General features: G+C 54.7%; 20 protein-coding genes. 6 read left to right on the top strand and 14 right to left on the bottom strand.

Annotated features, from left to right (window positions below; genetic code table 11):
• The 3 genes from Q1B13_RS01910 to Q1B13_RS01900 all read left to right on the top strand — a co-directional run bounded on the left by Q1B13_RS01910 (window position 1) and on the right by Q1B13_RS01900 (window position 2041).
• Window positions 1–618, top strand: coding sequence for a response regulator transcription factor (locus tag Q1B13_RS01910; protein WP_299077546.1), 618 nt, complete (start codon window positions 1–3; stop codon window positions 616–618).
• A 664-nt stretch (window positions 619–1282) separates the two neighbouring features.
• Entirely contained in the window at window positions 1283–1411 is a 129-nt protein-coding gene (locus Q1B13_RS01905; protein ID WP_299799660.1) for a hypothetical protein, read from the top strand.
• A gap of 78 nt (window positions 1412–1489) precedes the next feature.
• A complete protein-coding gene (locus Q1B13_RS01900; protein WP_299799658.1) occupies window positions 1490–2041 on the top strand; it encodes a helix-turn-helix transcriptional regulator in 552 nt (183 codons plus the stop codon).
• A 421-nt stretch (window positions 2042–2462) separates the two neighbouring features.
• On the opposite strand, the gene Q1B13_RS01895 is transcribed toward Q1B13_RS01900, so the two are convergent.
• The 7 genes from Q1B13_RS01895 to Q1B13_RS01865 all read right to left on the bottom strand — a co-directional run bounded on the left by Q1B13_RS01895 (window position 2463) and on the right by Q1B13_RS01865 (window position 9577).
• The gene (locus Q1B13_RS01895; protein WP_299077541.1) at window positions 2463–3839 is read right to left on the bottom strand and encodes an FGGY-family carbohydrate kinase; all 1377 of its coding nucleotides are present in this window, start codon (window positions 3837–3839) and stop codon (window positions 2463–2465) included.
• Window positions 3836–4150, bottom strand: coding sequence for an L-rhamnose mutarotase (rhaM, locus tag Q1B13_RS01890; protein WP_299077539.1), 315 nt, complete (start codon window positions 4148–4150; stop codon window positions 3836–3838). The genes Q1B13_RS01895 and rhaM overlap by 4 nt, the downstream gene beginning before the upstream one ends.
• Window positions 4150–5133: an ABC transporter permease gene (locus tag Q1B13_RS01885; RefSeq protein WP_299077536.1), complete on the bottom strand. Its 984-nt coding sequence runs from the start codon at window positions 5131–5133 to the stop codon at window positions 4150–4152. The genes rhaM and Q1B13_RS01885 overlap by 1 nt, the downstream gene beginning before the upstream one ends.
• Window positions 5130–6110, bottom strand: a complete 981-nt coding sequence (locus Q1B13_RS01880; protein ID WP_299077534.1) for an ABC transporter permease — start codon at window positions 6108–6110, stop codon at window positions 5130–5132. The genes Q1B13_RS01885 and Q1B13_RS01880 overlap by 4 nt, the downstream gene beginning before the upstream one ends.
• Window positions 6107–7654 (bottom strand): sugar ABC transporter ATP-binding protein, encoded by a 1548-nt coding sequence (locus Q1B13_RS01875; RefSeq protein WP_299799654.1) that lies wholly within the window; start codon window positions 7652–7654, stop codon window positions 6107–6109. Before Q1B13_RS01875 ends, Q1B13_RS01880 begins: the two co-directional genes overlap by 4 nt.
• A gap of 74 nt (window positions 7655–7728) precedes the next feature.
• A complete protein-coding gene (rhaS, locus tag Q1B13_RS01870) occupies window positions 7729–8727 on the bottom strand; it encodes a rhamnose ABC transporter substrate-binding protein (RefSeq protein ID WP_299077528.1) in 999 nt (332 codons plus the stop codon).
• A 46-nt stretch (window positions 8728–8773) separates the two neighbouring features.
• Window positions 8774–9577: a DeoR/GlpR family DNA-binding transcription regulator gene (locus tag Q1B13_RS01865; RefSeq protein WP_299077526.1), complete on the bottom strand. Its 804-nt coding sequence runs from the start codon at window positions 9575–9577 to the stop codon at window positions 8774–8776.
• Between the two features lie 187 nt (window positions 9578–9764).
• On the opposite strand from Q1B13_RS01865, the gene Q1B13_RS01860 reads away from it, so the two are divergent.
• Window positions 9765–11867 carry a bifunctional rhamnulose-1-phosphate aldolase/short-chain dehydrogenase gene (locus Q1B13_RS01860; protein ID WP_299077523.1) on the top strand — a complete coding sequence of 701 codons (2103 nt, stop codon included), beginning with the start codon at window positions 9765–9767 and terminating at the stop codon, window positions 11865–11867.
• Between the two features lie 12 nt (window positions 11868–11879).
• Window positions 11880–13109 (top strand): L-rhamnose isomerase, encoded by a 1230-nt coding sequence (locus tag Q1B13_RS01855; protein WP_299077520.1) that lies wholly within the window; start codon window positions 11880–11882, stop codon window positions 13107–13109.
• Between the two features lie 316 nt (window positions 13110–13425).
• On the opposite strand, the gene Q1B13_RS01850 is transcribed toward Q1B13_RS01855, so the two are convergent.
• On the bottom strand, window positions 13426–14358 hold the full coding sequence (locus Q1B13_RS01850; RefSeq protein ID WP_299077517.1) for a LysR family transcriptional regulator: 933 nt from the start codon (window positions 14356–14358) through the stop codon (window positions 13426–13428).
• Window positions 14359–14672: 314 nt separating this feature from the next.
• On the opposite strand from Q1B13_RS01850, the gene Q1B13_RS01845 reads away from it, so the two are divergent.
• Window positions 14673–15446, top strand: a complete 774-nt coding sequence (locus Q1B13_RS01845; RefSeq protein WP_299077514.1) for an MBL fold metallo-hydrolase — start codon at window positions 14673–14675, stop codon at window positions 15444–15446.
• 151 nt (window positions 15447–15597) lie between these two features.
• Here Q1B13_RS01845 and Q1B13_RS01840 read toward each other — a convergent pair whose 3' ends face one another.
• From Q1B13_RS01840 to Q1B13_RS01815, 6 genes are all read right to left on the bottom strand, one after another.
• Window positions 15598–15753: a hypothetical protein gene (locus Q1B13_RS01840; RefSeq protein ID WP_299077512.1), complete on the bottom strand. Its 156-nt coding sequence runs from the start codon at window positions 15751–15753 to the stop codon at window positions 15598–15600.
• A 366-nt stretch (window positions 15754–16119) separates the two neighbouring features.
• A complete protein-coding gene (locus Q1B13_RS01835; RefSeq protein WP_299077510.1) occupies window positions 16120–16776 on the bottom strand; it encodes a TVP38/TMEM64 family protein in 657 nt (218 codons plus the stop codon).
• 3 nt (window positions 16777–16779) lie between these two features.
• Complete coding sequence (locus Q1B13_RS01830) at window positions 16780–17511, bottom strand: SDR family oxidoreductase (protein WP_299077506.1); 732 nt, start codon at window positions 17509–17511, stop codon at window positions 16780–16782.
• Between the two features lie 275 nt (window positions 17512–17786).
• Window positions 17787–18626: an MOSC domain-containing protein gene (locus tag Q1B13_RS01825; RefSeq protein WP_299077503.1), complete on the bottom strand. Its 840-nt coding sequence runs from the start codon at window positions 18624–18626 to the stop codon at window positions 17787–17789.
• 29 nt (window positions 18627–18655) lie between these two features.
• A complete protein-coding gene (locus Q1B13_RS01820) occupies window positions 18656–19015 on the bottom strand; it encodes an N-acetyltransferase (protein ID WP_299077500.1) in 360 nt (119 codons plus the stop codon).
• Between the two features lie 57 nt (window positions 19016–19072).
• Window positions 19073–19216, bottom strand: a complete 144-nt coding sequence (locus Q1B13_RS01815; protein ID WP_299077497.1) for a hypothetical protein — start codon at window positions 19214–19216, stop codon at window positions 19073–19075.
• Window positions 19217–19323 lie beyond the last annotated feature (107 nt).

Raw genomic sequence — 19323 nt, 5'->3', positions numbered from 1 at the left:
ATGCCCAATATCCTCTTAGCTGACGACCATGATCTGGTCCGTGACACAATTGCGGCCTATCTGGAAACCGTAGACGACTTCAAAGTCCAGACCGCCGCCAATTTGGGTGAAGCGTTGGAATTGATGCGTGGCCTAGATTCCATCGATCTGCTTATCCTCGACTATCACATGCCAGGTATGGACGGCTTGAGTGGCCTTAGTCGTGCCCGCCAGGCCTTTCCTGCGACCAAGGTCGTACTGATGTCAGGTGTCGCTAATCGCGAGGTAGCCAATAAGGCAATGGAGAATGGTGCAAATGGGTTTATTCCCAAATCTTTGAAAGCCGTGTCGCTGGTCAACGCCATCAAGTTTGTACTGTCAGGCGAACGGTATTTCCCCTTTGACTTTGGACAGGCAGACGAGCCAGCGGAGTCATCTGGCGTTTTTGCCACCCTGTCAGACCGGGAGATGCAGACGCTGGAGCAGCTCTGCATCGGCCTTTCCAACAAGGAGATCGCTCGAAATCTGGGAATCCAAGAGGTTACCGTAAAGCTGCACGTAAAAAATGTGCTGGCCAAACTGGGCGTTTCCAACAGAACGCAAGCCGCTCTGCTGGCGAAAGAAAAGCAGTTGTTTTAAGCGGCGGAACAGACTTCACAACATGTTTCATCGTGTCTGCTTCAAACCCTCATTTGGTTGCGTGGCGAAATTCTCACTCCGCCAAAAGTGTCCTGTGTCGAGCGCGGAGTCTAAATAGCTTTCGAGCTTTGTCTTGCCGGTCACTGAAGCGGACAGCAACGTCAGTTAAAAAGGACACTCGGGTTTAATGGCAGACCCTTGAGTCGCAAATGGTAAGGTTGGTGCGACGGAAAATACTCATAGTAAGCGAAACCAATGACTTAACTTCCATCTAATGGCAAAACTTTGTGTCGCTCCACATCTCGCAATATGAGGCGACACAAAGTTCTGCCACCAGCGAAAGAACCTTGCCATTTTCGCCTTACCCCGTTCATCCAGCATCCCAACCGATTTGATTGATCCTGACTTCGTTTTGGAAAAATCAGGGCGGCTTGCAGTTTAGACGCCGAAGGCGCCTGTTCCTGCTGATCTGCCAGTTGGAGAACGCGGATTGGGGGGCAATGCTATTCGACAATGGTGGTGCGGCCCGCAGATGCAGCCGAGGGCACAGAACTCTCGAATAGGGTTGCCCGAGGAGAAGGCAGCGCCCTATACCAGTTTTAGTGGTTAAAACGGGTATAATTCATTGATCCGTGACTGGATTGCAAAATCCTTGTCCTTGCTGATGCAACGGACATCCCGGTCGGGTTTCGGCCACGACCTCAAGCGGGAACTCGGCGTCAGAGTTTCGTTCTGCACCTTTCTGATCCTGACGTATTACCCTGATCGCGAGCCGGTTTTGCAATACAGCTAGATCGGGGATCCGAAACTACTGAAAATCTGTCACTCGCAATATCTGAGCGGTACGTACCGGCTTGATCCCTACTATCAGATGGCAATGCGTTCCTTTCGGCCCGGTTTCTTTCGCCTCAGAGACATTGCGCCTGATCGGTTCTACAGGTCTGAATATTACCGCCGCTACTACGCACAGACGCGGCTTTGTGACGAGGTTGGTGTACTGGTCCGCCAGTCCGACGGCTCGGTCAGCGCGATTTCAAGCAGCCGCGACGAGCGTGGCGGACCGTTTTCGAGGTCTGAAGTCAATGGTTGGCGCGCGATTGCACCTGTGATCACTGAGTTGCTGCGCCAGCATGCTGAGAAAGTTCATGTGTCCAGCGCTGCAACAAAACAGACCGGTGGACCAGATACAGCAAAGTTGATCCTCAACTTCAGCAAACGCCTACCGCCGAAGGAGTTGACGCGTCGCGAGGCAGAAATTTCTGCGTTGATCCTGGAGGGCCATTCTAACCTCTCCATCAGTGGCCATCTGAATATCGCTACCGATACCGTAAAGGTTCACCGCAGGAACATTTATCGAAAGCTGCAGATATCATCTCAAGCCGAACTTTTCGCCAAATTGCATGCCGCGCTGATTTCAAGGTAAAGAGCGCACAAATTGTGCCGATGAGAGCCGAGATCAATCGTTGGTGCACCCCTCGGCGCATGGCTGCAATGTCTCTTATGGGCCGTCCTCGAGATCCGTTAGATGTGGGGCAGGCGGCAATACTGGACTGTCTCCGAGGTCGGCTGTGAGCCCATCTTATTCAATGGTCACTTGGTGGCGAACATGTGGTTTTCTATCGATACTGAATTTCTCAGTGCAGCACGGGTGTATTGAGAGATCGGATTTCAAGATAGCGCTTTGAAAGGTCATACGGACCTGACCTACGTTCACTTCGATAAGAGCCCAATAGACTGCAGCAACCAACGTTTTCAAAACCCTAAGACGGCATAAGGTCTGAGAGTTGGCGGCAGCGTCGGTTCTGATGACTTCTCCCGATTTGGACAGGGCGTTCGACCGTGCCTCAGATAACCGCGGCCCTCCGCCACCTCTCCGCATATGCGCGATGGGTGGGGTCGTTGGCCGACCTGAATGGACTCGGCTCTACGCTCTCTGGAAGCGCGTCCGATTTCAATGATAGCAGAGCAGCACCTTGGCTTGTCCCAGTTGCGCTTTCGGAGACAAAAATGGGCCAGTTTGTTGCTGCGCGGAGCATTTCACAGTAGCCGTTGTTTGTGGCGAAAGGGCCCTCGACAACGATCGGGCCCCGATGCCCTGTTAGCGACAGGCATTCCGCTGTCATCAATGCAAGATAGAAGCTAAGTGCGGCGATGCGTTCTGGCGTACCCTGCTTGGGTTCTGACCCAATCCAATGATGCACGCGCCCTTGAAAAGGGCCGCTCTCAGGTACGACAGCAGGCATAAGTAGAGGGCCGTTTTCCGCGACTGCGCTCAGCACAGCTGCATCACAAATTGCGCTTTGGCCAGCCCGGATTATCTCGTATTCTCGACCGCCCATGAAGCGGGCGGAAGGAATTGGTTCGCCCAGACCGCTCACATTGATTAAGGCGTCGCGGGTTGCGTCTAACACCACTTTGGGCCCTCCGACGGACATGACTATTACCCATGTCCCTGTCGACACCACTGAAAACGGAGGATTGCGCCGCATTACATGAGTTAGGAGCGATGCGTTGGAGTCGTGAATACCGCAAAGGACAGGTGTGTCGGGCCTGAGGCCGGTTCTGGAGGCAATATCCGGCAATAAAGAACCGAGAACATCGGTGGATTTTCGCGCCGGAGCCAGCTTACCTCTGATTTCGAGATGGTCGGTGAGTGAAGAAAACTCCGCTTTGTAGGGGTTCCAGAGGTCAGTGTGGCAGCCCAGGGACGACACATCGCTGGCGAGAACTCCGGTCAACCGATGACCCCAGTATTGCGGATAAGTGATGATGGCTTTCGTGCGGTCGCGAAGCGAAGTGTCGCGCGTGAATTGCCAGTGGATTTGCGCGCCAAGATTAAGTCCCACCGGCAGCCTTGGCGATCCGGTTTCCTCGAAGGCGGGTCGAAGCGCGTTGTAGTCCGCAGCCACACTGTCGGGCCCTGTATGCTCGTAATCGAGTATCGGTGCTGCAAGGCTCCCGTCGGCGGCAATCAGGGCACCGGATGCGCCGTGAGTGGTAATAGAGATCGCGTCGACACCCTGTTCTTTATGAAACTTGGCAAGCGAGTCGAGGAGGAATGCCCAGATTCCCTCGACATCGAAATGTGGATATGGAGGCCGATCAAGGACAGTGTTTGGCAGAGTGACGACGGCAATCTCGGACAAATCAAATGTGTCTACGAGAGCAAGCTTCGCATTGGTCTTACCGATGTCGATGACAGCGATGTGGCGGGCTTTCATGGCATGTGAAACACGGGCGTTAGCGGCTCCGCTATCGGTTCATTGTCGGGTTTCGTTTCCATGATGTCTGCCATATGCAACCACCAGCGCTGCATGACCTCGTGTCCGGGCAGGGCATCCATCGTATGCTCCTTGGTCCGCCAAAGAACGCCAAAAAGGGTGTTGGTCTCTTCGTCCAGGTGGATCGAATAATCTGACACGCCTGCATCCTTCAGCAAGGTGACAAGCTCGGGCCAGATCTCGTCGTGGCGTGTCTTGTACTCGTCTTTGCAGCCCGGATTGAGATGCATCTTGAAGGCGTATTTTTCCATCAGGCAGGTCTCCACATCGACCAGAGCCTCGGCAGCGCGATAACCGAAATCAAGAGCACGCCGATTACGATCGACATTACGATCCCTGGCACATTCAGCAAGCCGAGCCCGAAAGTCACCAGCCCCATGACAAATGCTGCAATGACAACGCCGGGGATAGATCCCGAGCCGCCGAGGATGCTAACGCCGCCGAGAACGACCATGGTCACAATCTCAAGTTCCCACCCGAAGGCGATGGATGGCCGCGTTGAGCCAAGTCGTGACGTCAAACAAATCGCCGCGACCCCGGACATAAGGCCGGTTAGCAGGAACAAGATGAACTTTATGCGGCCGACGCGAATCCCGGAAAACAGCGCGCCCGTCGAATTGTTGCCGATCGCATAAACCGCACGCCCGAAATTGGTCATGTGCAAAAGGACTGCGTAGATAACCGCGATGATTGCGAAGAGCGTCAACTCAAACGAGATCACCCACCAAACGTACCCTTGCCCGAAGAAGGCAAAATCTGGCGGGTAGCCCCTATAGGCCTGATCTCCAAGGATAATGAAGCTGAGGCCACGGAACAGGCTCATGGTACCGATTGTGACGACGATAGACGGCAGCCCAAGACCCGTGACCAAAACACCGTTGAACGCGCCGCACAACAGGCCGACAGCAATCCCAATAAAGATCAAACCGGGGGTCCCGACGCCAACTTGCACCGCTGCCCCCATAGCTGTTGATGCCAATGCAATGATAGCTGCGACAGAAAGGTCGATTTCGCCAGAAATGATGAGCAGAGCCATGGCAAACGCGATCATCGCCTTTTCCGTGAAGTTGAACGTTGCATCAGAGAGGTTCCAGGCGTTCAGGAAATACGGAGACGCGAACGAGTTGGCGACAAAGATGCCAACGGCGACTAGCAACAGCAGGCTTTCCCAGCTCTTAAGGTTTCGTTCTATTGGCGATCGCAGGCGATCGGGGATGCTACGAGTGGTACTCATGTCGCATGCTCCGCGCGTTTCAAGATGATGCGACCGGGCGTACGGTTGGCCTGCGCGTTCAAGACGACGGCAATAATGATCGCACCGCCTGAGATGGCCATTTGCCAGAAGGGTGAAATGTTCACGACCGGCAGCGCGTTTGCGATGATCCCGAGAAACAACGCACCCAAAAGTGCACCCTGCACTGTACCTATGCCCCCCATGATGGACACTCCACCAATGACGCAGGCCGCAACGACAGTTAGCTCAAACCCGCCCGCGACATCGACATAGGCGACGGCAAACCGGGAGACCCAGAGATATCCTGTTAGGCCCGCTATGGCCCCCGATATCGTGAAAGCCCAGAACTGTGTTCGACCAACGTTGATCCCGGCATAAGTGGCGGCGTGTGGATTGCCTCCTGCAGCGTAGAACGCGCGCCCCAGGATTGTTCGCGCCATTATGACTGAAAACAAAATCACTGCGGTGATTGCGATCCAACTCAAGACCGGTAAGCCGAAAATATCCGTTCGTGGAACGGCCTTGAAGGCATCGCTCATCTCGTGGCTATTGACCCACTTACCCTCGGTAAGAAGGAAGATGATGCCACGAAAAATGGTCAGTGTGCCAAGCGTCACGACGATTGGCGGGATAGCGAGTTTCCAAACCAAAATGCCATTCAACATTCCCAAGATTGTGCCGAACCCAATTGCGATCAATACGATGACGATGATTGGCAAACTGGGCACGGCAATGTTGACCAGCGAAACGACCATGCCTGTCAAAGCAAGGTTTGCAGCGATGGAAAGGTCGATACACCTGGTCAGAATGACAATCATCTGGCCGATCGCCAGCAGGATCAGCGGCGAGGTGTCATTAAAGACAACAACAAGATTTGAGGGGGCGACGAAACCCGGAAAGCGCCACGCAATCAGCATGAGCAGCAATCCGATCGCGGTAAGTAGCAGAAGCTCACGAGAGGCAAGTATCTGCTTCATTGCACTGCCTCACTGATTCCGGCGGCGTGAGTAACCAGCGTTTCCGGAGTGATATCCTTGCGATCCAGCTCGGCTTCAATCCGTCCCTCGCGCATCACGATAACCCGGTCGGACATGCCAATGATTTCTGGGATCTCCGAACTGACCATGATGACCGCGAGGCCCTGAGCCGCAAGCTCTGCCATGAATTCATGCACCGCCGCCTTTGACCCAACATCGATACCTTTGGTCGGTTCGTCCAGGATGATGACCTTGGGTTGAGTGGCGAGCCATTTAGCGATCACGACTTTCTGTTGATTTCCGCCCGAAAGATTGTTCACATCGATGTCCAAAGACGCAGCGCGCAGATTGAGGCGTTCGGTGTACTCACGCGCTAGTTTGAATTCTTCGGCAAGTTTGAGGAAACCATTGCGCGACGTGCGTGCCAGCGACGGCAACGTCACGTTTTGAAATATTGGTAAAGTGCCAATCGCACCTTGCTTACCCCTGTCCTCAGGAACATAAACGATACCGCTCGCCACTGCTTCTGCTGGAGAGCGGATGGTGATCGACGCGCCGTCGATTGCTACACTGCCGCCAGAGGGACGGGTGATACCAAAGAGGGCCTGCATGAACTCCGAACGGCCCGCTCCAACCAGCCCGTAAAACCCCAGGATCTCACCTCGCCGGAGCGTAAACCCGATGTTCGCGAACTCCGTCGGGTGCTCGTAGCCTTCGACTGCAAGCACCTCGTCACCAATGTTATGATCTCGATCTGGGTAAATCTGGCTTACGTCCCGCCCGACCATCATCTTTACAAGTTCTGGTTCATTGACGTCTTCGATGGCGCCTTCGCCGATCATCTGGCCGTCGCGGTAAACAGTGTAGAAGTCCGCTATACGGAAGATCTCATCGAACTTGTGGCTTATGAACATGATTGCCTTGTTTTGACGCTTCAGGTTCTCAACGAGCTCGTAGAGTTCTTCGATTTCCTTCTGGCTCAATGCTGCTGTTGGCTCATCCATGATCACGACGCCAGCATCGATAGAGAGCGCACGAGCTATGGCCACTAAATGTTTGTTTGCAGTTCCAAGATCCTTAAGCGTTGCACCAGGGTCGATCTTGGCACCGATGCCCGACAGTATCTCGCGGGCGCGCGCGACCATCGCTTTTTTGTCAATAAGTCCAAACTTGCTCCTCGGGGCGTGCCCAAGGAAAATATTCTCGGCGACCGACAATTCATCAAACAGAACGGTTTCTTGGTGGATAGCTGTTACGCCGGCGTTTTCTGCCGATTGTGGAGTCGGGAAGCGCACTGGTTGGCCGCCGATCCGGATGTCGCCCTCGTCTGGCTGGTAAATTCCCGTCAGAACCTTGACGACGGTCGATTTGCCCGCGCCGTTTTCGCCAACCAATGCCGTCACTTTTCCTGGGAAAAGCTTCAGCGACACGTCCGACAGCGCCCGCACACCCGGGAAAGTCTTCGTAATCCCCGAAAGCGACAGCAGGGGATCGATGTCTGGGGCGGTTCGGCTAGACACGTTTGGTCTGATCTCCAACTGCATGGGCTCGATTGGGTTTTTAAGAGATTGTGATTGTACCGGCGCGGATCAAAAGCCCGCGCCGGAAACCGTTCAGATCAGAAGATCGATTTGAACTGGTCAATATTTGAACTGTCATAGGTGAACGGGTCAGCCATGGCCGCTGTATTGGTATCGTCCAACGTTACGGCTCCCATCCGACCCATCGGGATCTCAGCGCCCGGAGCAGCTTCAGCGCCGTTGGCGATCGCCGCTGCCAACATGGTTGCGGAGTAACCAAGGTCAATCGGATTCCAGATCGCGAAGCTCTTGGTCGCGCCGGAGTCTACACAGCCCGCCATTTCAGATGGCAAACCCAGACCAGTAACGTTGATTTCACCAATCTTGCCTGCGTCTGTAACGGCCTGGCATGCCGCGAGAATCCCAACAGTCGTTGGTGCGATTATCGCCTTGAGGTCCGGGTAGGTGGACATAAGGCCTTGAGCCTCTCGGTAGGATTTGTCGGACAGGTCATCACCGTAGACAGTCGCGGCAAGGTTCACGCCTGCGTAGTCGGGTAGAACCTCTTTTGCGGCTTCGATCCAAGCATTTTGGTTAGTCGCTGTAGCAGTCGCGGAAAGGATCGCAACATCACCACCGTCCGGCATATGGTCGGCGGCAAGCTTGATGATGGTATTGCCAATCAACGGTGTCGACGATGGGTTCAGATGCATCTGGCGGCCCTCTTGGGCGACGCCCGAATCCCACGAAATCACAGTGATGCCGCGCTCCATTGCTTTTTTGAGCGCAGGTACAACCGCGTCAGGGTCATTTGCTGAAATCGCAATGGCATCAACGCCTTGCGCGATGAGCGAGTTGACTACCTCGATTTGACCTTCCGCCGTAGTGTCGGTCGGACCGGTATAAATGATCTCGACATTGCCGAGCTCTCCAGCAGCCTCTTCAGCGCCTTCAGCGGCCGCCTCGAAGAATCCAATTCCCAGAGCTTTTACAACCAGCGCAATGCGCATGTTTTCCTGCGCCATAGCCGTTGATCCCAACATGCTTGCCGCTAGGCTAAGCCCGGCAACGACTGAAGTGAAAGTTCGACGTTTCATTTGATTCTCCCTTAAGGTGGCTTGTTATAGTTAGTAGATGAGGTGGTCAGGAGGCCGCCCCTTTCTCTTGAATGCTGCCAGAACTAGCGACGATGAGTTTTACGTCTGCTGCCGCCAGCATGGCCGCCGTTTTGTCAGAAACGCCATCATCCGTAATGACGGTACTGATGCGATCGAGCGGGCAAAGAACCAGACTAGACCGCTGGCTGAACTTCGAGCTGTCGACGAGAACGACGAGTTCGTCAGCTTGGCCGATTAGCTTCTGCTCGGCCTGGATCAGCAGAGGATCAGCCTCCATCAGGCCAATTGGTCCCAGGCCCTGCGCGCCCATGAACATTCGCTTGGCGTAGAAGTTGCGGGTCACGTCGTTGTCGAACGGGGACAGAATAATGTTCTGCTCACGGTAGATTGTTCCGCCCGACAGCATGACTGTGTTCTTAGAGTGCTTCAGGAGATGTTCGGCTATCGGGAACGAGTTAGTGAAAACTTGCAGCCGCCGATTGGCAAGCGGGTGTACCATCTGGAATGTCGTTGTACCGCCGTTGATGATTATGCTGTCGCCATCTTCGCACATCTCAACTGCGGCCCGGGCGATGGCCCGCTTTTCGTTTATTCTCAAAGTCTCGTTGACCGAGAACGGGCGACCGGCAAGTCCAACGAACTGCGGTGGTGTGATAGCCTCAGCGCCTCCGCGAACACGGCGGAGCTTCTTTTGCATGTGTAAAGTCGAGATATCGCGCCGAATGGTCGCCTCAGACACGCCCGTCAGGCTGCACAAGTCCACGACGGTCACGACTGGCCGATCCTGAACCGCCGAGAGAATAATCCTATGTCGTTCTTTTTCGTGCAAGTACGCCTCCCATGTCTTGAACGGTGCGCAGATTCGGTGCATCTGTCAATCATTTTCAGTCAATATCGGTCATTCTGCGGCGCAGCATGACCGATATTGATCGATATTGATTGACATATTGCCGGATCGAGGCAAGGCTAAACGGAACACAAAGTCACCGCCGAATCCAGGCAACAGCGAGGGCAACATGTTGAAATCGGTAGAGAATCAGCTTCTGGAGAACCGGTGGGATAAGAGTGTTGCGGCAGGAATGTCCGAATCGGATTTACTGCTGTACCGCTCAAACATCCTTGGATCAGACAAACGCGTGACGAACTACGGCGGTGGGAACACTTCAGCGAAGATCATCGAGACCGATCCGTTGAGTGGCAAGGATGTCGAAGTCCTTTGGGTCAAAGGATCAGGGGGTGACATCGGTTCGATGAAGCTTGATGGATTCGCGACGCTCTACATGGATAAGCTGACTGCTCTAAAAGGGCTCTACAGAGGTGTGGAGTTTGAAGACGAGATGGTCGGTTACCTGCCGCACTGCACCTTCAAACTAAATCCGCGGGCGGCATCCATCGACACCCCGCTGCATGCCTATGTGCCACGCAAACATGTTGATCACGTCCACGCAGACGCGATCATTGCAATTGCGGCATCACGAAACTCACGTGCACTGACCCAAGAAATTTTTGGAACCCGTATTGGCTGGTTGCCCTGGAAGCGTCCCGGCTATGAGCTAGGCATTTGGCTGGAGAAATTCTGCCTTGAAAACCCTGATGCCGACGGTGTGGTTCTGGAGAACCATGGTCTCTTCACATGGGCTGATACCGCCAAGAACTGCTACGATTGTACGATCGACGTGATCAATGTCGCAACCGGTTGGTTGGCAAAGCGCACAGCTGATGTTCCAGCTTTTGGTGGCGAGAAGCATGAGTGCCTTGCGCCATCTGAGCGCCGCGCCGTTGCTGCGCGCCTAATGCCTGCAATCCGCGGGTTCGTGAGCGACAATCAGCATATGGTTGGGCATTTCAGCGACAGCGATGCCGTGCTTGAGTTTGTAAATGCCAAGGACATGGAACCCCTCGCGGCGCTTGGCACCTCTTGCCCTGATCACTTTCTTAGGACGAAAATCCGCCCCCTCGTTGTCGGCTTCGATCCTGTAAAGAAAAACATCGACGCGGTTCTGGCCGGCCTTCCGGCGCAAGTCGCCGCCTATCGCGACGACTACGCGGCTTATTATGAGCGTTGCAAACACGACAATTCGCCCAAACTTCGAGACCCTAACGCGGTTGTCTACCTGATTCCGGGTGTCGGCATGATCACCTTTGCCAAGGACAGAGCGACCGCCCGGATATCTGCCGAGTTCTATGTCAACGCAATCAACGTGATGCGAGGGGCAAGCGCGGTGAGCGAATACTGCGGGCTACCCGAACAGGAAGCCTTCGACATCGAATACTGGCTCTTGGAAGAAGCTAAGCTTCAACGCATGCCCAAGCCCAAATCGCTTGCCGGTCGCGTGGCGATGGTCACGGGCGGCGCGGGTGGGATTGGGTCGGCAACGGCGGAGCGCTACTTGGCAGAGGGCGCGTGCGTAATGATCGCCGATATCAACGCTGACAGTCTTGCATCCACGGAAAACGCTCTGAAGCAGAGATTCGGTATGGATGTGCTGCGCTCTACTCTAATGGATGTAACCGACGAAGCTGCTGTGGCATGCGCCATTGCCGAAACAGCTGTCGAATTCGGTGGTATCGACATCCTGGTCTCGAACGCAGGCATCGCGTCTTCCGCTCCGGTCGAGGAAACCTCGCTGGAGCTTTGGAACCGGAACATGGATGTTTTGTCGACCGGTTACTTCCTGATTAGCCGCGAGACCTTCAAGGTGATGCGAGTGCAGGAAATGGGCGGGTCGATTGTCTTCGTCGCCTCGAAAAACGGGCTTGCGGCATCACCTAACGCGTCGGCCTACTGCACTGCTAAGGCCTCGGAAATCCACCTCGCTCGTTGTCTTGCTCTTGAGGGCGCTGAAGCCGGGATCCGGGTCAATGTCGTGAACCCGGATGCTGTTCTGCGAGGTTCTAAGATCTGGGAAGGCGATTGGTTAGACCAGCGTGCATCGACCTATGGCACCGACAAAGAAGGCCTTGAGGAGATGTATCGCAACCGGTCGATGCTAAAGCGCGCCGTCTTGCCAGAGGACATTGCGGAGGCTTGCTATTTCTTCGCAGCCGAAACCTCCTCCAAATCAACCGGCAATATCCTGAACGTCGACGCGGGCAATGTTCAGGCGTTCACGCGGTAAAGAGGTAAAAGAATGGGTTACGAGAGCGCTAAAGAACAGTTTGCGGATTGGGGCGTCAATACCGAGGCCGCAATCGATCGCCTGAAGGACATCCCGATTTCGGTCCATTGCTGGCAAGGCGACGACGTTGTCGGATTTGAAAACCAGACCAGCTCGTCCGGCGGTGGCATACAAGCGACGGGAAACCATCCCGGGCGGGCACGCAATCCCGACGAACTTCGAGCCGATTTGGAGTTCGCCTATTCGCAAATTCCAGGCAAGCACCGGCTCAACCTGCACGCCATGTATCTGGACGCAGAAGAGACCCCTGATCGCGACGAAATTGAATACCGCCATTTCGCCCCTTGGGTCGACTGGGCGAAGAACCAAGGCATCGGACTGGACTTTAACCCAACCTTCTTTGCGCACGCCAAAGCCGACGACAATCTTACGCTATCTCACCCTGACGAGGGCATCCGTGACTTCTGGATCGAACACGGTCGTCGCACACGCGACATCGCTTCAAAGATGGGCGAGGAACTCGGGTCGCCATCGGTCAACAACATTTGGGTGCCCGATGGCTACAAAGACATCCCAGTCGACCGTATGGCGGCCAGGGCGCGGCTTGAGGCTTCGTTGGATTCAATGCTGTTGCAAGCGAAGGACAACATGTTGGACGCCGTTGAATCCAAGCTCTTCGGCATTGGTGTCGAGGCCTGCACGGTGGGCAGCCACGAATTCTATCTCGGCTATGCGATCCGAAAGGGCACGCTATTGTGTCTGGACATGGGGCACTTTCATCCCACTGAAAACATCGCCGACAAGCTGTCAGCAGTATCGCTTTCAATGCCGGAGATCCTGTTGCACGTGTCGCGCCCCATGAGATGGGACAGTGACCACGTAATCCTCCTAAACGATGACATACTCGCAATGGCCCACGAATTGGTCAGTGCAGACCTTCTTGGTCGCACTCGCATCGGGTTGGACTTTTTTGACGCCACGATTAGCCGTACAGCCGCATGGGTAATTGGGACCCGCAACATGCAAAAAGCCTTGTTGCAAGCTCTTCTTAAACCGTGGGAGACCTTACGGGCAGCAGAGGACAAGCTAGATTTTTCCGCCCGACTGGCCCTAACCGAGGAGCTCAAGGACCTTCCTTATGGTGGCGTTTGGGCAGAGTTTTGTGCAAGAAACCAAGTGTCGGTTGGTGCAGAATTGATTGCGATACTCGAGGCCTATCAAAATTCGGTCACCGACAGATAACCTGCGCCCGCCAGGGTCGGCGTCACATGAGCCATCAACTCGGCACTCTTTCTTTTGGACTGGGGCAATTGCGGTCCTCTATGGTGCGCAATCGTTCCAACCTAATGTGACCGGTTATGGCGCGCGCACCTCTTATCTTCCTAGGCTTTCGCTGAATTTTTTGACCTCACTATGGTCTCACTTCTGCTATAGCAGACCTTCACATTCTAGCCGCTTGGTCCGCAAAGCCACCATCTGATCAAACAAAATGCTGCGCGCGGCACGAATATCAACAATGGACCGTACCTCACAGAACGACAGCATTCAGTTTGAGCACCTAACGCACTGGCTTCAGGTCCTGATGCTGAATGACATGCGTTCCGCCGTAATTGGTCAGGCCCTGATAGATGGCATTGACTACAACTCGCGTGCTTTCCGTAATGGCATGTCTATGGGGATATACAAGATAGATGTCTTTTGGTTCTATGGTGTAGTCTGCCAGCATGATTTCCAATGATCCCTTCTTAAGGAATTCATCCGCCAAGACACGTGGCAGTCGAGCATATCCCAAGCCATCCACCAACGCGTTCATCAGATGTGAGGGCGTATCCACAATCAGCTTGGTCACCAGTTCGATCTCGGCCTCATGACTGTCCTTGCGCACGGCGTGAAAACCATAAACGCGATGATCGGCGTATTGAATAAAGGCATGTTGGCCCATTTCAGAGTGATGCTTCGGCCGGCCAAAGCGATCTAAGTACGATGGTGCTGCGACCAGAACTGTTTCAAACTGGCCAATCTTGCGGACAATCGCATTGGCGTCACCGATGTCACCGGTCCTGAGCGCCAAGTCATATCCTTCTCTGACCACGTCAACCAGACGGTCTTCGACTTTGACCGTTAGCTTCATGTCTGGATACGCGGCATGCAACTCCTGTATTGCATCTCCGACCGGATTTTCCCCCATCACTTTGCTGATACTGATGCGCAGTTCTCCACCAGCAGTAGTGGCCATCGCGGAAATATCAGCGCGCATCCGCTGGTGTGTGGCGACCATGTCAGAAGCATGTCTTGCAACGATGCTACCTGCACGTGTTGCCATTGCGCCAGATGTAGTGCGCTGCAGCAACGGGGTGCCGAAATCCGCTTCGAGAGCGGCCATTTGCTGGCTTATGGCTGGCTGGCTGACGTTGCGGGCTCGTGCCGCAGCGCTCAATGAGCCTTGATCCAAGACTTCAAGGAAACTTTCCAGATATCCTAAGCGATCCATTCTACCCCTAAGTAATGCTTATACCAGACATAAGGCAATGTGAGCTGGTTTCCAATATATCAGGTCACTACATCTGCGGTTGGGAAAAAAGACAATAGAAGACATAGGAAATACTTATGAAAATCACACGCAGAAACCTTTTGACAATGGTTGGTACCACTACATTGGCAACGCCCTTTTTAGCAAAACCAACTTTGTTGCAGGCCGCTGACTGCGGTGTAGTTGCTGGTAGCTTGCCGTCCTATTCCAAGCGGCGTGTCGGGGATGTCGATGTCATTGTCCTGCTGGACGGCACAATCGATGTCGGGCCAGATTTGATCGTCGGCTTTGATGAGGAGGCTGCCGATCAAGCCCTCAAACGCCAGCATTTGCCGCCGTTCAGCGGGACGCGACCTTTACCGGTCCTGGGGCATGTCATTGACACAGGCAGCAAAAAGATTGCCATCGACACTGGAACGCTGCCGGGGTTCTCGCCAAAAACTGGCGGATATCATGAAGCTTTGAAGCAGGCGGGTATCGACCCAACTGACATCGACGCTGTGCTGATAACCCATCTACATCCTGATCATGTTGGTGGCATGATGGCTGGCGCTGAGCGCCAGTTCCCGAGTGCAGAGATTCTTGTGAATAAGATCGAGTGGGAGTTTTGGCATGGGGCGGCAGCGGATGCGCTTCCAGATCAAGTTCAATCGTTTGTGCAAATGGCGCGCAGCGCGACCATGCCCTACTTGGAACAAGTTGTACTTTTTGGACACGACGAGGAGGTGCTGCCCGGAATTCAGGCTATTTCAATGCCAGGCCACACGCCAGGCCATGCTGGTTTCCAGTTGCACAGCCGTGGCGACAACCTTCTATTTTGGGGCGATTTGATCCATCTTCCAAGATTGCAATTTGACAATCCCGGTTGGCTTGTCGCGTTTGATATGGATCCTGCTCAAACCACTGCTACACGTGCCAAAATGCTGGATCGCGCCGCGGCAGATAGCTTGCAAGTTACTGGAGCACATCTCGAGTTCCCCGGCTTTGGCTATGTCGATCAATTGGCTGGAAGGTATGAATTTGTGCCGGCAGCCTACGATTACTCATAAGAGTTCGTCTGCCGCATTGACCATTCAAAGCGGCGGACGAAAGAAGGGGTGGTATTGAAAATGAGCAACGGCTTTGGTGAAGCTGCACTGCAGCTGTTGACGATACGATGAAGGCCAACTCCGGGCTGCCCATGTAGGCGGCCCGATCAAGTTAGATTTCTATGGCTTCCGCGACGGCCAATGCGTCTTCGAGCCCTAGGCCCGGATAACGAACCTTGCTATCCATCTTGGCGTGGCCGAGCAAGGGTTGAACCGCACGCAGATTGTCCGTCTTGTTGTAGATCTGCGTGAACTTTGGGCGGCGCATCGTGTGTTCGTCACAGGCGCTAGCTTCAAGAACGATTGATGTGACGCAATCTCTAACGATCCACGCATATAGGCGGGTCGAATGTGCAACCGCCCTTGAAATCGATCAGGCCAAAGGTATTCCGACCCCATCATGAGTTCGTCTTCCATCCATTTCTCGACGGACACGCGCGAATGGCAGGTAAGCTAGCTGTTTCCATGACTGATCCTCCGAACTGCCATGCCCTCCCAAAACGACATACCGACGTTGATGCGGGATCATGTCACGGGATTCCGCGCTGCCTCTGAGCTCTTCTAGCAGCCCTTACTGCAAAATGTTGCGCTGCGGATGAATGGCCGCTCTACGTGGGAAGGGGAGCGCTGTGTCTTAGGCACTCTGCTCTTTTCCGCGCCGATTGAAAACGACCCATGACGTCCACAACACAGCATTCAATCCGAGCACCGCGATGATAGTCGGTGCCGGATCGTCGAGCGAGCTGATTGACCCCGCATAGGTCGCGATCAAGACATAAGGCACGGTGCCAACAGCAAAGAATGTGCAGTAGTGCGCGAGAGGCATGCGTGTTGCGCCGGCCATACACGCGGACACTTCGGTCACGATTGGGACGGCGCGGGACAGCATGATCATAAACGGCCCACCGGACCGGAAGGAGTTGGTCAGCGCCGCGCGGTCATCCGCATCTTTAACCACAAAGGCGATCCCGCGCTGACCCCAGATACGGCTGATCCCATAGCCGGAGAACGCGGCCAGCGACATCCCGATAAAGGCAGCGGCAGCCCCCATTGGGAAGCCCAGCAAAAAACCAGCGAGTATTGTGATCGTGAGTGTGGGCACAGCGACAAAAAGATCTGCGAAGAGCAGCAAAACGATGATCCCTGCGACCACAAGCGGGTCCACCCGAGCCGCCCATTCCAGCCAGTTCTGAACATTTTCGACAGTCAGGATACCAAGCAACCGGCCCGCAACAAAGGTAAGCGCGAAGAGGCAACCCAGGATAAGCATTACTTTGATAAGTGGTTTCATTCTTCAGGCCGCCTTCATAATACGGGTGGCCACGCTTGGCGCGATCCGTTGAATCAACCGCAAGGCCTTGACCTTGCCCACGTCGATGTTTGCACGGGGTGATAACAACCCTTCGATGATCTCTGTGGCGGCCTCTTGCGGCGCCAACTTGTTGCTCCCCCGGCCCTTGGTCATTGAGGTATCGACCAAGGGCAAGAAAACCTGTTTCACGCCGACATTGCTGCCCTCTAACTGATAGGCCAGCGACTGGGAAAAGATGTTCAAGGCCCCTTTGGTTGCGCAATAGATCGCGGAATCTGCTTTGGGCGCCAGCGCCAGACCAGAGTTGATATTCACAATCATGCTGAATGGCGATTGCATCAGGTTGGGCAACAGCAGATGCACCAGCACACAAACTGAGGTGAAATTGACGTCAATTTCCCGGCGTATCGTCTCGTAGCGGAAGTTGGTATCCGTGAAGCGGGCCGTGTATTGAACCGCCGCATTATTGATCAGCATGTCGATGGGCTGACCCGTCTTGGCCAGTGCATCGGCGGCTGTTTCGACTGCATCTAGATCGGCGAGGTCCGCCTCATAAATGCTCACATCGGGATAAGCTTTGCGCAGCAGATCCACCCCGGCAGAGGGTCGTGCGATGACCGAGATGTGGTTGTCAGCCTCAAGCTGCCGCAGCAGCTCTAGACCCAGGCCCGACGCGCCGCCGGTGATAACGATGTGCTTGTTTTTGATATCCATGCCGTTACTCCTTTTGCGTCCATGGTTTGAGCGCAAACTATGCAAACGGCAGCAGTCAGGAATTAACCCAGGTTAAAACGCATGAAATTATCTGACTTCATCGCAGCGTATGGTCGAACGCTTAAGAAAAACGCCGTCGAGCATCTGTTACGAAAGGTCCACTGGCATCTGAAGCGAGGTCAGAGCAACCCATGACCGCCAACTCCGAAGCGAACAGCCAAGAGCAAGGAAGCACATTTCGTGTCGGCGGGGCGGCATGAGCGCTCTGCTTCGGATTAGGTGGAAGTATCTGGTAGAATTGGATCTCCCGCTTCTATCAGCCCATCCTCCAGGATATCGGCACGCAGCCCCCCGCGATGCACAAGGCCGCGCAGCATTCCCTTGGGCGTGGTCCTTTGCAGCCAGGCACAAGGTTCAGCCAGCCGTGATCCCTGGCACAGAACGTCGGCAATGCGGAATCGTTTCCCCATGAGGGCGTTGAGATCAATGTTACGCGTGACGATGTTCCGCCGCGTCTCGACCGTTGCCATAACGACACCATGTTCGGACGCGAGCGCCTCGAAGGTCTCGGATTCGATGAGGGTGAGCGCCTGACCCCAGCGACCTTCGCTTTGGAAATGCCCCTTACCCAGAGCATAACGATCCCCTTCCATTCCGACGCCCGCGATGAGCTGAGCACTTTTCAGCTCTTCACCGGGCGCGCCCGAACCCGCGAACAGGTAGATCGCCTCGACAGTTCCCTGATTGGCGCCTCGTGACGGAAACGAAAGGGCCGGCGGGGCAATTACCCACCCTTCGATGACCTCACCCGATCCACAGATTACACCTGGCGGCACCCAGGCGACACCGGAGGGGGTTCCGGCCATCACGACATATCCGTCACCGCCTTCCAATCGCCCGATCCACCAGCCAGCCCACTGGAATGCGGCTGGTTCATGGACAGGGATCAAAGCTAGGTTCTGTGCCGCCAGCCAATACCCAATATAGTTCAAGCCCAAACCGGTGGACGCGCGGGGGATGTCCTTCACATCTGCCTTCAGGATTTCAGCAAGGCAGATCGAGAATGTTTTGTTCGCTGGGGATCGAACCATCGGTGGATTCAGTGTTTCTGTCATTGCTTTCCCAATCATTCTTGGCACGTCACTCAGGCAATCTGCTTTTTCAGCATTAGTACGTCACCAGTATAATATGGCTGGCAAGGATGGTCTCGCACAGGACTGTGCGCGTCTTTATCGTACCCAAGTCTGGAGTAAAGTCGTACCGCGCTGCTGTTTTGCGCGTAAACCTGAATGCTTATCTGCGCATAGTCGGCTGCCTGCGCTTGTTTCTCGGCTGCGCGAAGCAATATCGTCCCGATCCCGCTGCCGCGATAACGGGGAAAGACCGCGAGGGCATTAATGTACCACGTGCCGACCGAAAGCTGTTCCAACGCCACAAAAGGCGCGATGGCAGCGGGTAAATCATCGGGATTGTCTTCCGGGGCCGTATCAATGGGATAGCTCAACACCATTCCTAGCGTAGCCTCCCTTGCAAATGCGATGCGCGCGTATCGATAGGAGAATCAGCCACTTTCGCGCATGGCGCGTTCGATACCGACCCCAAGCACCGATTTGTCATTGCTTGCGGACCTGGACCAGAGCCACGCCGGAATGCCCTCCCCGGCGATGTCGATCAGCTTGGCAAGGTCTTCAGCTTCGGCGGGCAAAAGCGCGTCACATAGCTCAGTAATGGATCATTTGTCATTCTTGCCGCGCTTTTTGCCGGGGCGGTCCAGCAATTGGTTCAGCAGATCGACCAGAAACGAATTCCGTT

The organism is uncultured Ruegeria sp. (genome assembly GCF_947489545.1).
Taxonomy (GTDB): Bacteria; Pseudomonadota; Alphaproteobacteria; order Rhodobacterales; family Rhodobacteraceae; genus Ruegeria.
This window is presented reverse-complemented; position numbering and strand designations above follow the sequence as displayed.

What these genes read in the sequence shown, in the direction of transcription:
- Q1B13_RS01910 (WP_299077546.1), top strand. Translation starts at nt 1, where the DNA reads ATGCCCAATATCCTCTTAGCTGACGACCATGATCTGGTCCGTGACACA.
- Q1B13_RS01905 (WP_299799660.1), top strand. Translation starts at nt 1,283, where the DNA reads ATGCAACGGACATCCCGGTCGGGTTTCGGCCACGACCTCAAGCGGGAA.
- Q1B13_RS01900 (WP_299799658.1), top strand. Translation starts at nt 1,490, where the DNA reads ATGGCAATGCGTTCCTTTCGGCCCGGTTTCTTTCGCCTCAGAGACATT.
- Q1B13_RS01895 (WP_299077541.1), bottom strand. Translation starts at nt 3,839, where the DNA reads ATGAAAGCCCGCCACATCGCTGTCATCGACATCGGTAAGACCAATGCG.
- rhaM (WP_299077539.1), bottom strand. Translation starts at nt 4,150, where the DNA reads ATGGAAAAATACGCCTTCAAGATGCATCTCAATCCGGGCTGCAAAGAC.
- Q1B13_RS01885 (WP_299077536.1), bottom strand. Translation starts at nt 5,133, where the DNA reads ATGAGTACCACTCGTAGCATCCCCGATCGCCTGCGATCGCCAATAGAA.
- Q1B13_RS01880 (WP_299077534.1), bottom strand. Translation starts at nt 6,110, where the DNA reads ATGAAGCAGATACTTGCCTCTCGTGAGCTTCTGCTACTTACCGCGATC.
- Q1B13_RS01875 (WP_299799654.1), bottom strand. Translation starts at nt 7,654, where the DNA reads ATGCAGTTGGAGATCAGACCAAACGTGTCTAGCCGAACCGCCCCAGAC.
- rhaS (WP_299077528.1), bottom strand. Translation starts at nt 8,727, where the DNA reads ATGAAACGTCGAACTTTCACTTCAGTCGTTGCCGGGCTTAGCCTAGCG.
- Q1B13_RS01860 (WP_299077523.1), top strand. Translation starts at nt 9,765, where the DNA reads ATGTTGAAATCGGTAGAGAATCAGCTTCTGGAGAACCGGTGGGATAAG.
- Q1B13_RS01855 (WP_299077520.1), top strand. Translation starts at nt 11,880, where the DNA reads ATGGGTTACGAGAGCGCTAAAGAACAGTTTGCGGATTGGGGCGTCAAT.
- Q1B13_RS01850 (WP_299077517.1), bottom strand. Translation starts at nt 14,358, where the DNA reads ATGGATCGCTTAGGATATCTGGAAAGTTTCCTTGAAGTCTTGGATCAA.
- Q1B13_RS01840 (WP_299077512.1), bottom strand. Translation starts at nt 15,753, where the DNA reads ATGCGCCGCCCAAAGTTCACGCAGATCTACAACAAGACGGACAATCTG.
- Q1B13_RS01835 (WP_299077510.1), bottom strand. Translation starts at nt 16,776, where the DNA reads ATGAAACCACTTATCAAAGTAATGCTTATCCTGGGTTGCCTCTTCGCG.
- Q1B13_RS01830 (WP_299077506.1), bottom strand. Translation starts at nt 17,511, where the DNA reads ATGGATATCAAAAACAAGCACATCGTTATCACCGGCGGCGCGTCGGGC.
- Q1B13_RS01825 (WP_299077503.1), bottom strand. Translation starts at nt 18,626, where the DNA reads ATGACAGAAACACTGAATCCACCGATGGTTCGATCCCCAGCGAACAAA.